The 11,514-nt window shown below is 73.4% G+C and carries 11 protein-coding genes; 2 read left to right on the plus strand and 9 right to left on the minus strand.

Going from position 1 to position 11,514, the window contains the following annotated elements; all coding sequences use genetic code 11:
• Positions 1–138: 138 nt before the first annotated feature.
• The 7 genes from rplS to proS form a co-directional block, all read right to left on the minus strand.
• Positions 139–495 carry a 50S ribosomal protein L19 gene (gene rplS / locus AB0L34_RS08245; protein WP_089001547.1) on the minus strand — a complete coding sequence of 119 codons (357 nt, stop codon included), beginning with the start codon at positions 493–495 and terminating at the stop codon, positions 139–141.
• Positions 496–636: 141 nt separating this feature from the next.
• A complete protein-coding gene (gene trmD, locus AB0L34_RS08250) occupies positions 637–1,410 on the minus strand; it encodes a tRNA (guanosine(37)-N1)-methyltransferase TrmD (RefSeq protein WP_357453369.1) in 774 nt (257 codons plus the stop codon).
• A 20-nt stretch (positions 1,411–1,430) separates the two neighbouring features.
• The gene (rimM, locus tag AB0L34_RS08255; protein ID WP_357453743.1) at positions 1,431–1,985 is read right to left on the minus strand and encodes a ribosome maturation factor RimM; all 555 of its coding nucleotides are present in this window, start codon (positions 1,983–1,985) and stop codon (positions 1,431–1,433) included.
• 2 nt (positions 1,986–1,987) lie between these two features.
• Positions 1,988–2,248 (minus strand): RNA-binding protein, encoded by a 261-nt coding sequence (locus tag AB0L34_RS08260; protein WP_350680397.1) that lies wholly within the window; start codon positions 2,246–2,248, stop codon positions 1,988–1,990.
• Complete coding sequence (gene rpsP, locus AB0L34_RS08265) at positions 2,223–2,681, minus strand: 30S ribosomal protein S16 (protein WP_350704864.1); 459 nt, start codon at positions 2,679–2,681, stop codon at positions 2,223–2,225. The genes AB0L34_RS08260 and rpsP overlap by 26 nt, the downstream gene beginning before the upstream one ends.
• A gap of 249 nt (positions 2,682–2,930) precedes the next feature.
• Entirely contained in the window at positions 2,931–3,572 is a 642-nt protein-coding gene (locus AB0L34_RS08270) for a DUF402 domain-containing protein (RefSeq protein ID WP_363703070.1), read from the minus strand.
• Positions 3,573–3,683: 111 nt separating this feature from the next.
• Entirely contained in the window at positions 3,684–5,090 is a 1,407-nt protein-coding gene (proS, locus tag AB0L34_RS08275) for a proline--tRNA ligase (protein ID WP_363703001.1), read from the minus strand.
• A gap of 113 nt (positions 5,091–5,203) precedes the next feature.
• On the opposite strand from proS, the gene AB0L34_RS08280 reads away from it, so the two are divergent.
• Complete coding sequence (locus AB0L34_RS08280) at positions 5,204–5,800, plus strand: TetR family transcriptional regulator (protein ID WP_363703003.1); 597 nt, start codon at positions 5,204–5,206, stop codon at positions 5,798–5,800.
• A gap of 98 nt (positions 5,801–5,898) precedes the next feature.
• Here the strand turns inward: AB0L34_RS08280 and AB0L34_RS08285 are convergent, their stop codons facing one another.
• Complete coding sequence (locus tag AB0L34_RS08285; RefSeq protein WP_363703005.1) at positions 5,899–6,978, minus strand: amidohydrolase family protein; 1,080 nt, start codon at positions 6,976–6,978, stop codon at positions 5,899–5,901.
• Between the two features lie 308 nt (positions 6,979–7,286).
• On the opposite strand from AB0L34_RS08285, the gene AB0L34_RS08290 reads away from it, so the two are divergent.
• Complete coding sequence (locus AB0L34_RS08290) at positions 7,287–10,832, plus strand: S8 family serine peptidase (RefSeq protein WP_363703007.1); 3,546 nt, start codon at positions 7,287–7,289, stop codon at positions 10,830–10,832.
• Positions 10,833–10,897: 65 nt separating this feature from the next.
• Here AB0L34_RS08290 and AB0L34_RS08295 read toward each other — a convergent pair whose 3' ends face one another.
• A complete protein-coding gene (locus AB0L34_RS08295) occupies positions 10,898–11,476 on the minus strand; it encodes a Uma2 family endonuclease (protein ID WP_363703009.1) in 579 nt (192 codons plus the stop codon).
• Between the last annotated feature and the right edge of the window lie 38 nt (positions 11,477–11,514).

Below are 11,514 nucleotides of genomic sequence, written 5' to 3' on the forward strand. Positions count from 1 at the left end.
TCGAGGCCCCCCGGGCGGTAGTGGACGTCTCCCCGCCCCCGTGGCGGGGCGTGGCCCGGCTGCGCCCGTACCGACCAGGGTAGTGCGGTCCGGTCGGTACGACACGCGCGCAGCTCGGGCGGCGTGGCGAGCGTGAGGTCAGCTCGGCTGCTTCTCGCGCTTCTCCTTGATCTTGGCCTTCTTGCCCCGCAGCTCGCGCAGGTAGTAGAGCTTGGCGCGACGCACGTCACCGCGGGTCACGACCTCGATCCGGTCGATCGCCGGGCTGTTGATCGGGTAGGTGCGCTCGACACCGACACCGAAGCTGATCTTGCGCACCGAGAAGGTCTCGCGCAGACCGTCACCCTGGCGGCGGATGACGACGCCCTGGAAGATCTGGACACGGGACCGGTTGCCCTCGACGACCCGGGCGTGCACCTTGACGGTGTCACCGGCACGGAAGTCGGGGAGGTCGGTCCGCTTCGACTGGGCGTCAAGGGCGTCCAGGATGTTCATCGCTGCGTCCTCGTGGGGCTCACGGCGCACCGTCAATCGGTGCGCGGGTGGGTGATTCTGATCCCCGGGTGTGGTCGGTGGCCCGACCTCGGTCGAGGATCCTCGCAGCCGTCCGCGGCGCGGCCGGTTGCGGCAACCCCCCTACTTTGCCACATCCCCCGGGGGCACCTGAAATCCGGCCCCGTCCAGCGCGGCGATGTCCCGCTTGTCCAGGCGCTCCGGGTCGAGCGCGGCGAGCATGTCCGGGCGGCGCCGGGCGGTGCGGGTCAGCGCCTGGTCCCGCCGCCAGCGGGCGATCCGCCCGTGGTCGCCGGAGCGGAGCACCTCCGGCACCTCCAGCCCGCGCCAGGTCGCCGGCTTGGTGTACATGGGGGCCTCCAGCAGCCCGTGGGCGTGCGACTCCTCGTCCAGCGAGCCCGCGTTGCCGAGCACCCCGGGCAGCAGCCGGGTGACCGCCTCCAGGATCACCAGGACGGCCACCTCCCCGCCGAAGAGGACGTAGTCGCCGAGGGAGACCTCGGTCACCGGCATCCGGGTGGCGGCGTGGTCGAGCACCCGCTGGTCGATGCCCTCGTACCGGCCGCAGGCGAAGAGCAGGTGCGGCTCGGCCGCCAGCTCGTGCGCCATCGCCTGGGTGAAGGGGGCACCCGTCGGCGCGGGCACCACCAGCCGGGGCGGGGCCACCTCCGCCGGGGCGAGGGCGTCGAGCGCCTCGCCCCACGGCTCCGGCCGCATCACCATGCCGGGCCCGCCGCCGTACGGCGTGTCGTCGACCGTGCGGTGCACGTCGTGGGTCCAGCTCCGCAGGTCGTGTACGGCCAGCCGCAGCGTGCCGTTCGCCCGCGCCCTGCCGATCAGCGACAGGTCCAGCGGGGCGAAGTATTCCGGGAAGATCGACACGATGTCGACGCGCATGCGGGGGTGCTCCAGCAGCTCTACAGGTCGAGCAGACCGGCCGGCGGGTCGACGACGACACGACCGCCGGCGAGGTCAACCTCGGGGACGATCGCCTTGACGAACGGGATGAGCGCGGTGCGGCCCTCGGGGCGGCGCAGCACCAGCAGGTCGGAGGCGGGGGCGTGGTCGATCCGGGCCACCTCGCCCAGCCGCTCGCCGCCCGGGGTGACCACGGCCAGCCCGACGAGCTGGTGGTCGTGGAACTCCTCCGGGTCCTCGGGCGGGGCGACGTCGGCGCTGTCGACCGCGACGAGCGTGCCGCGCAGCGCCTCGGCGACGTCCCGGTCCAGCACGCCCTCGAACGCCACCAGCAGCCGTCCCTGGTGCCAGCGGGCGGCTTCCACGGTCAGCTCGGCGGGAACCCGGAACGGCTCCCCGTGCTCGGGCGCGGCCTGCTGCGGCGGCGCCGCTCCCGGTTCGGTACGCAAAACCGAACCGGGAGCGAAGCGCGCTTCGGGCTCGTCGGTCCGCACCTCCACGGTGACCTCACCGCGGATCCCGTGCGGCTTGCCGATCCTGCCGACGATGAGCAGCATCAGTACGAGTCGACGATGTCGACGCGTACGCCGCGCCCGCCGATGGAGCCGATCACCTGGCGCAGCGCCTTGGCGGTCCGGCCGGACCGCCCGATCACCGTGCCGAGGTCCTCCGGGTGCACGCGGACTTCGAGCCGCTTGCCCCGACGGGAGTCGACCAGCCGGACGCGCACGTCATCGGGGTGGTCGACGATGCCCTTGACCAGGTGCTCCAACGCCGGACGCAGTGCCATGTCAGGCCTGCTCGCCGGAGTCCGCACCGGCCTGCTCCTCGGTCTTCGGCGCCTCCTCGGCGGCCGGAGCCTCGGCCTTGGCGGCCTTCTTGGCCGGCTTGGCCGGGGTCTCGGCCAGCCCGGCGGCGGCCTTCGCCTCGGCCTCGTACGCGGCGGTGCGGTCGACCCGCTCCGCGGCGACCTTCAGCGGCGGCGGGGCCGGCAGGCCCTTGAACTTCTGCCAGTCACCGGTCAGCTCCAGCAGCCGCTGCACCGCCTCGCTCGGCTGGGCGCCGACGGACAGCCAGTACTGGACCCGCTCCGACTTGACCTCGATCACCGAAGGGTCTTCCTTCGGCTGGTAGACCCCGACGAACTCGATCGCCCGGCCGTCGCGCTTGGTGCGCGAGTCGGCGACGACGATGCGGTACTGCGGGTTGCGGATCTTGCCCATCCGCAGGAGCCGGATCTTTACGGCCACAGTTGTTTCGCTCCTGTTGCGATCTCACCAGCCCTGACGAGGGCGGTGCACGGGTGAGCGCCGACCGGCACAGTGGGGTTTGGGCCGGAGACTGCTCGGTGGACTGGCGCGGTGCCCGGGTTAGAGGGCGCCGGACACACGCCGGATACCAGCCAGCCATTCTGCCAGATCGGGCCCGGATCTCTCACACCGGACCGCCCGGGGTCACCCGCACACCGACGGAAGTGACCGAAAACACACCCTGCCGGGTCAGCGCACGGGGGCGCGGTCCCAGCCGGGCGGAAGCTCGTCGGGAGTGGTCCACTCCGGCGGCGGGGCGAAGTCGCACCAGGTGCCGTCGAAGGGGAACTCCCCCGCCTCGGCCAGCGCGATCACCCGCTTGCCCTCGGCCCGGACGGCGTCGGGGTCGGCGACCCAGTAGTGCGTGGGGAAGGCGAGCCGCTCGACGAACTCGTCCTCGTCCTTCCACTCCCAGCCCAGGTCCGGCCGGACGACCACGTCGAGGTCCTGGTCCACCATGTCGACCCCGGCGAGCGCGCCGTCGTCCCAGCGCACCCCGGGCTCCTCCAGGTTGACGTACCAGGCGGCGAAGCGGTCGTGCGCGTCGCGGAACCACCACACCGAGTGGCTCGCCCCGGCGGGCAGGAACTTCAGCACGGGCGGGCCGTTCCACCGGCCGGCGGCCAGGCGGTAGGACGAGGAGATCCACTCGGCGAACGGCACCGCCCGCATGCCCAGCCCGGCCTCGGTGACCTCGCTCGCCACCGGGGAGTTCCGGGCCACCCAGAGCACCAGGCCCCGGTCGTCGTCGCTGACCACCCGTGCGGTACGCACCCAGCCGATCCGGCCCCGCCGCACGTTGCGGTGCACGATCAGCCGCCCGGTTCGAATCTCACGCCCCGACCCTACCGGCACCGACACCGGCCGCCGGCAACCCGCTCAGCGTGTGCGGAAGGGCCCTTCCCCGCAACGAAGTCGCCGGAAAGGGCCCTTCCGCACACCTCAGTAGGCGCGGGCCAGGATGGCGACGAGGTCCGGCTCGTCCTCGGTGTCGGGCACGGAGCCGTCGGCGCGCACCAGGCAGCGCACGGTGACGCCCTGCCCGTTGGCCTCCGCCTCGCCCTGGACGCCGACCGCCGACCACGGCACCCGGGCCCAGCCGGTGGCGGCCGCCTCGATCGCCTCGGCCAGGGTCGACACCTCGACGGTGCGGGACTGGCGGTGCGCCAGGGCCTGGTCGTGCAGCGCCCGCTGGTCGGCGTCGAGGGCGGCCAGCACGGTGGTGACCACGTCGGCCACGGCCGTCGGGGACTTCGAGCCGTCGGTGCGCCGGACCACGACGGCGTTGCCGGCGGCCAGGTCGCGGGGGCCGACCTCGACGCGTACCGGATAGCCGCGCAGCTCGGCGTCGACGGCCCGGCGGCCGAACGGGGTGTCGGTGCGGTCGTCGAGCGCGACCCGGACGCCGGCGTCGCGCAGCGCGTCGCGCAACTTGGTCGCCGCCTCTCCGACGCCCTCGCCGTCCTTGACCACCATGACGTACGCCTGCACCGGCGCCAGCTTCGGCGGCACCCGCAGGCCGTTGTCGTCGCCGTGGCACATGATCAGGCCGCCGAGCATCCGGGTCGAGGTGCCCCAGGAGGTCGTCCAGGCGTGCTCCCGGCCACCCTCGGCCGACGAGTAGCTGATGTCGAACGCCTTGGCGAAGTTCTGCCCCAGCTCGTGGCTGGTGCCGAGCTGGAGGGCCTTGCCGTCACCCATCATGCCTTCGCAGGTGTAGGTGGCGGTCGCGCCGGCGAAGCGCTCGCGGGCCGTCTTCAGGCCGACGACCACCGGGATGCCGAGCACGTTGACCATCAGGTCCTCGTACGCCTCGTGCAGGATCCTGCGGGCGTAGGCCCGCGCGTCGGAGCGGGTGGCGTGCGCGGTGTGCCCCTCCTGCCACAGGAACTCGCTGGTGCGCAGGAAGACCCGGGGGCGCAGCTCCCAGCGGACCACGTTGGCCCACTGGTTGAGCAGCAGCGGCAGGTCCCGGTAGGAGTCGATCCACTTGGCCATGAACTCGCCGATGACGGTCTCGCTGGTGGGGCGCACCACGACCGGCTCGGCGAGCTGCTTGCCGCCGCCGTGGGTGACCACGGCGAGCTCCGGCGAGAAGCCCTCGACGTGCTCGGCCTCCCGCTTGAGGTAGCTCTCGGGGATGAAGAGCGGGAAGTACGCGTTCTCCGCGCCCGCCGCCTTGATCCGGGCGTCCATCTCGGCCTGCATCCGCTCCCAGATGGCGTAGCCGGCCGGCCGGATGACCATGGTCCCCCGGACCGGGCCGTTGTCGGCCAGCTTCGCCTTGGCGATCAGGTCCTGGTACCAGCGGGGAAAGTCCTCCGCACGGGGAGTGAGCACGCGTGCCATGACCGCACATCCTATGCGTCGGCCGTCCGGACGGCGCGATCGGGCGCGGTGTCGTCGTCAGCTGCCGGGACGGCCGGGTGCGGCGGGCCGGGGGCGTACGCCACGATGGCAGCGTGAACAACGGCAGCCGGTCCAGGGACGCGATCGTCGATGCCGCCCGGGCGCTGACGGTCGCGGGCGGTTGGGACGCCGTCCGGATGGGGGCCGTCGCGCGGGCGGCGGGGGTCAGCCGGCAGACGGTCTACAACGAGTTCGGCAGCAAGGCGGGGCTGGCCGAGGCGCTCGCCCGGCGGGAGGTCGACCGGTTCGTCGGCGACGTGCGCGCCCTCCTGCGGGCACACGGCGACGACGTCCGGGCGGCCGCGCACGCCACCATCTCGCACACCCTCACGCAGGCGGCCGGCGACCCGTTGATCAAGGCCGTCCTGACCAGCACCGGGGGCGGCTCCGACGAGCTGCTGCCCTACCTGACCACCCGGTCGGAGCTGGTCCTGACCGAGGCCACCGAGGTGCTCCTGGAGTGGGCCGACGGCGTGCTGCCGGACGCCGACCGGGCCGCGGTCGCCTTCGCCACGGACTCGGTCATCCGGTTGGTGATCAGCCACATCGTCCTGCCCGGCGCCCCGGTCGCACAGACCGCCGCCGCCCTCGCCGACCTGGCGGTGTACCTGCTCCTGCACGCGGTCACCCAGGGCGCCCACACCGGCTGACCGGCGCGGCACCGGGCGGGAGCACCCACACGCCGGCTCGGTCACCCGGGACCCGGCGCAAGACCGACGAGCCGCCGCCGGCGGGCGGGCACGGCAGGTCAGCGGACGACGCGACCGCGCAGCACGATGCGGGCGGGGCTGCGCACGGCGCGCAGGTCGGCGCGCGGGTCGTCGGCGTAGACGACCAGGTCCGCGAGGCCGCCCTCGACCAGGCCGGGGAAGCCGAGCCACTCGCGGGCCCGCCAGGAGGCGGCGGCGAGCACGTCGGTCGTGGACATGCCGGCCCGCTCGTGCAGCAGCAGCATCTCCTCCGCCGCGAGGCCGTGGTCGATGCCGCCGCCCGCGTCCGTGCCCACGTAGATCGGCACCCCCGCCTCGTACGCGGCCCGCACCACCTCGGGGAAGCGGTCGCGCAGGGCGACCATGTGGTCGGCGTAGCCGGGGAACTTGGCGCGCGCCTGGTCGGCGATGCCGCCGAAGGTCTGAATGTTGATCATCGTGGGGACCAGGGCGGTGCCCCGCCGGGCCATCTCGTCGATCAGGTCGAGGCTCAGCCCGGTGCCGTGCTCCACCGAGTCCACCCCGGCCCGCACCATGATCTCGACGGCCGACTCGGAGAAGGTGTGCACGGCGGCCCGGACGCCGGCGGCGTGCGCGGCCTCGACGGCGGCGGTCATCGTGTCGGCGTCCCAGGCCGGGGCCAGGTCGCCGACGCCCCGGTCGATCCAGTCGCCCACCAGCTTGACCCAGCCGTTGCCGGCGCGCGCCTGCGCGGCCACGGTCGCCGCCACCTCCGCCGCGCCGACCTCCACGCCGATGTCGCGCAGGTAGCGCTTCGGCGGCGCGACGTGCCGGCCGGCGCGGGCCAGCCGCGGCAGGTCCTCGGCGTCGTCCAGTTCGGGGTACGGGTACGGCGACCCGGCGTCGCGGATCGCGAGGACGCCGGCGTCCCGGTCGGTGCGGGCCAGCTCGCGGGCCTGGTCGAGCGAGGTGATCGGGGCGCCGCCCCGGGCGATGCCGATGTGGCAGTGCGCGTCGATCAGGCCGGGCAGCACGAAGCCGCCGTCGGCGATGGTCTCCGCGTCCGGCACCGGGGTGAAGGTCACCCGGTCCCCGACCAGCCACAGGTCACGGACCTCGTCGTCGGGCAGCACCACGCCGCGTACGTGCCAGGCCATGCGTCCTCCGTCTGCGAGCGAAAGGGCGGTCCGCGGCCATTCTCCCCGGCCGGCGCGGGCCGGGTCCCGCCGGGCCACCTCGGCGGGCGGCGGGCCGGCGGGGCGGCCCGGACGCCGACGGTCCCAATCCGTCGTTGCCTCGTCACGGAGAGGCACGAACAGTTGATTGACATATTCCTTTATGTATACATGTCTTGCTGAAGGGATCTTCCGTCGTCAGGATGCACCCAAAGTGCCCGAACCTGGGGGCACACCCGGTTTCGCCTCACCAAAGGAGCGTCGGGACAGTGGCACCACGACGATGGCGAATGGCAGTGGTCGGCCTGGCGGTCGGCCTCACCCTCCCGATCGGCGCCGGCGGACCCGCCGCCGCCGGACCCGACCCCGCCCGGGCCGAGGCCCGGGCCGTGGCCGAGAAGGTCGACAAGAAGCTCACCGCCCGGCTCGCCGGCCGGACCAAGGCCAGCTTCTGGGTCTTCCTGGACAGCAAGGCCGACCTGTCCGGCGCGGCCAAACTCCGGCGTAAGGCGGACAAGGCCGCGTACGTCCACCGCACCAAGACCGCGCACGCCGCGCGCAGCCAGGCGGGCCTGCGTGCCGCGCTGGCCGCCGAGGGCGCCGAGTTCACCCCGTTCTGGCTGGTCAACGCGATCAGGGTGACCGGCGACGCCGACCTGCTCGGCGACCTGGCCGTCCGCTCCGACGTGGCCGAGATCCTCGCCGACGACCCGGTCGACATCCCGAAGCCGCTGCCCGGCGAGACCGTTCCCGCCACCGACGCGGCGGAGTGGAACATCGACCGGGTCGGGGCTCCCCGGGTCTGGAACGAGCTGGGCGTACGCGGCGAGGGCGTCGTGGTCGCCAACATCGACAGCGGGGTCGACGTCACCCACCCCGCCGTGGCCGCCAGCTACCGGGGCCGCAACGGCGACGGCACGCTCGACCACAACTACAACTGGTTCGACCCGGCCGACGTCTGCCCCACCGCCGCCCCGTGCGACAACAACGACCACGGCACGCACACCATGGGCACGATGGTCGGCTCGGACGGCGCCAACGTGATCGGCGTGGCCCCGGGCGCCCGGTGGATCGCCGCCAAGGGCTGCGAGACCAGCAGCTGTTCGCGGGCGTCGCTGCTCGCCTCCGGCCAGTGGATCGTCGCGCCCACCGACCTCAACGGCGCGAACCCGCGCCCCGACCTCGCCCCCGACATCGTGAACAACTCCTGGGGCTCCAGCGCCTACGACCCGTGGTACACCGAGACCGTCTCGTCGTGGGTGGCCGCCGGCATCTTCCCGGCCTTCTCCAACGGCAACAGCGGCCCGAGCTGCAACACCTCCGGCAGCCCCGGGTCGTACACGATCAGCTACAGCTCCGGCGCGTTCGACGTGAACAACGCGATCGCCAGCTTCTCCAGCCGGGGCACCGGCGAGAACAGCGACATCAAGCCGAACATCGCCGCGCCGGGCGCCAACGTACGCTCCTCGGTGCCGGGCGGCTACGCGTCCTTCAGCGGCACCTCGATGGCCTCGCCGCACACGGCGGCGACCGTGGCGCTGATGTGGTCGGCCTCGCCGGCCATCCAGGGTGACATCGCCGAGACCCGGCGCATCCTGGACGACACCGCGATCGACGTCAACGCGCTCACCTGCGGTGGCACGGTCGACGACAACAACGTCTTCGGCGAGGGCCGGCTCGACGCGTACGCGGCGGTCAACGCCACCCCCCGGGGCGCCCTCGGCGCGCTGGGCGGCCAGGTCACCTCGGGCGGCGCACCGCTGGCCGGGGCCAGCGTGACGGTCACCGGCCCGATGGGCCGCGCCACCACCACCGCCGCCGACGGCTCCTACGCGTTCGACCGGCTGATGGTCGGCGCGTACACCGTCTCGGTGAGCAAGTTCGGCTACCTGACGGCGACCACCTCGGTGACGGTCACCGAGAACCAGACGGTCGACGCGGACGTCACCGTCGAGCAGGCCCCCTCGGCCACGCTCAGCGGCACCGTGCGCACCTCGGCGGGCCCGGCCGGCGGCGCCAGCGTCACCGTCCTCGGCACCCCGCTCGCCACCACCGCCGACGAGCAGGGCCGCTACCAGGTGACCGTGCCGCAGGGCGCGTACGACGTCCGCTTCGCGCATGCGTACCGCTGCTCGGACGTGGTGACCCGGCCGGCGCAGGTCGGCGCGGACACCGTCCTGGACGTCACCCTGCCCGACCGGGTCGACGCCTTCGGGTACGCCTGCGGCGCGGCCGGGGGGTCCTTCGTGAGCGGCACGGAGCTGATGCCGCTGACCGGGGACGACCGGACCGCGCCCGTCACGCTGCCCTTCCGGGTGCCGCTGTACGGCAAGTCCTACCGGCAGGCCTGGGTGAGCACCAACGGCGTGCTCGGCTTCGGCACCGCGTCGACCAGCCGCGCCAACACCGCCCTGCCGAACACCGCCAACCCCGACCTCGCGCTCTTCCCGTTCTGGGACGACCTCTACGTGGAGGCCGACTCGGGGATCTACACCGCCGTCACCGGCGCCAGGCCGAACCGCACCTTCGTGGTGGAGTGGCGCAACGTGTCGGTCTTCGCCGACCGGTCGACGCGGCTGACCTTCAGCGCCGCCATCGGCGAGGACGGCTCGATCACCTACCGGTACGCCGACGTCGACGGCACCGGCGTGGAGACCGGCACCGGCGCGACGATCGGCCTGGAGAACGTCGACGGCACCGTGGGCTTCGAGTACTCGTACAACGCCCAGGCGATCGCCGACGGCACCGCGATCGCGTTCCGCACCACCCGCACCGGGGTGCTCTCCGGCGTGGTCACCGACGCCAACGACGGGCACCCGGTCGCCGGGGCCACGGTGACCGCCCGGACGGGCGACGCGACGACCACGGAGACGACCGAGGCCGACGGCTCGTACCTGATCCAGGCCCCGACCGGCGCGGTCGAGTTCGGTGTCGAGAAGGAGCACTACGAGCCGGCCGCCGGCACGGTGGCGGTGTCGGCCGGCGGGGCCGAGGTCCGCTCGCCGGCGCTGCGCACCGCCCGGGTGGCCACCCCGACGACCGAGCTGACCGTCGTCGCGGCGGCCGACCAGACCCGGGGCCGGCAGATCGCCCTCAGCAACACGGGCGCGCTGGGCACCGACGTCACGGTCACCGAGCTGAACGCCGACGGCGCGCCGCAGGACATCGCCTGGCTGGCGCTCTCCGGCGCCACCGGCACCCTGGCCAGCGGTGGCCGGCACACCGTCGGCGTGGCGGTCAGCACCGCGGGCCTGACCCCCGGCACCCACCACCGGGCGAAGCTGCGGATCACCTCGGCCAGCGGCCGCCAGCCGGTCCTGGTCGTCCCGGTCACCCTGGTGGTACCGAGCCACGTCCTGGCGATCGACGCCGGGGCGGGCGCGGCGCGGGCGGACGTGGAGGGTCAGACCTGGTCGCCGGACCGGGCCTGGGCCGCCGGCGGGGCGGGCCACCTCGGCAACTCCAGCCGGCAGTCGACCGGCACCCCGATCACCGGCACCAACGACCCGGCCCGCTTCGCGGACCTGCGGGAGGGGATGTACGAGTACCGCGTCGACGGGCTCGCGGACGGCTACTACACGGTGGAGCTGGACTTCGCCGAAGTCCGCCGGCAGTCGCCGGACAAGCGGGTCTTCGACGTGCTGCTCGAGGGCCAGGAGGTCCTGCCGTCCCTGGACGTGGCGGGTGAGGTGGGCAGCTTCGCCGCGCTGAGCCGGACGTACACGGTGCGGGTGACCGACGGCCAGCTCAACGTGCGGTTCGTGACGCACAAGGGCTTCGGCGCGCCGATCGTCAACGCGCTGCGGGTCACCGACCGGCCGGACCTGGTGTCCTGACCGGTCGCACGGAAAGCGGGGCCCGGCCGGTCACGGCCGGGCCCCGCCCGGGTGGACCGGTGCGGTCAGCCGCCGTCGCGCGCGAGCAGCCCCGCCCGCCGCGTCGTCAGCGCGGGCAGGTCGACGGAGACCTTCCAGGGCCGCTCGGTGACGAAGAGGTCCTCGGTGTGGGTCACCACCTCGTACTCGCCGGTGGGGCCGAGCGTGTATTCCGTCAGGGTCATCCGCTCGTGCAGCGGGTCGACCACCCAGTACGTCCGCACCCCGGCGTGCGCGTAGACCTTCGCCTTGTCGTAGAGGTCGCGGAACGTGGAGGTCGGCGAGAGGACCTCGACGGCCAGCAGGGCGTCCTCGACGGGGACGGGCGACCGGTCGGCGTGTTCGCGGCGGATCGCGACCACGTCGGGGCGGGGTTCGTTGCGGCGGTCGATCCGCATCGACAGGTCGATGCTGACCAGGTAGTCGGCGGGGCAGTTGACCCGGAGTGCGAGCAGCAGCTCGACACAGAGGTCCTGGTGCACGGCTGTGGGGGACGGCAGGATCAACCTTCCGTTGACCAACTCGTACGGAAGGTCCTTCGGCAGGTCACCGAGGTCGTCAACCGTCCATTCCGACCGCTCGGGCAGGATGGGTGCCACGGTCATGACTCCTCCTCCAGGGGCGACATCACCCTAGGCAAGGA

This window comes from Micromonospora sp. NPDC052213 (assembly GCF_040679695.1).
GTDB lineage: Bacteria > Actinomycetota > Actinomycetes > Mycobacteriales > Micromonosporaceae > Micromonospora.

What these genes read in the sequence shown, in the direction of transcription:
- rplS (WP_089001547.1), bottom strand. Translation starts at nt 495, where the DNA reads ATGAACATCCTGGACGCCCTTGACGCCCAGTCGAAGCGGACCGACCTC.
- trmD (WP_357453369.1), bottom strand. Translation starts at nt 1,410, where the DNA reads ATGCGCGTCGACATCGTGTCGATCTTCCCGGAATACTTCGCCCCGCTG.
- proS (WP_363703001.1), bottom strand. Translation starts at nt 5,090, where the DNA reads ATGGCACGCGTGCTCACTCCCCGTGCGGAGGACTTTCCCCGCTGGTAC.
- AB0L34_RS08285 (WP_363703005.1), bottom strand. Translation starts at nt 6,978, where the DNA reads ATGGCCTGGCACGTACGCGGCGTGGTGCTGCCCGACGACGAGGTCCGT.
- AB0L34_RS08290 (WP_363703007.1), top strand. Translation starts at nt 7,287, where the DNA reads ATGGCAGTGGTCGGCCTGGCGGTCGGCCTCACCCTCCCGATCGGCGCC.
- AB0L34_RS08295 (WP_363703009.1), bottom strand. Translation starts at nt 11,476, where the DNA reads ATGACCGTGGCACCCATCCTGCCCGAGCGGTCGGAATGGACGGTTGAC.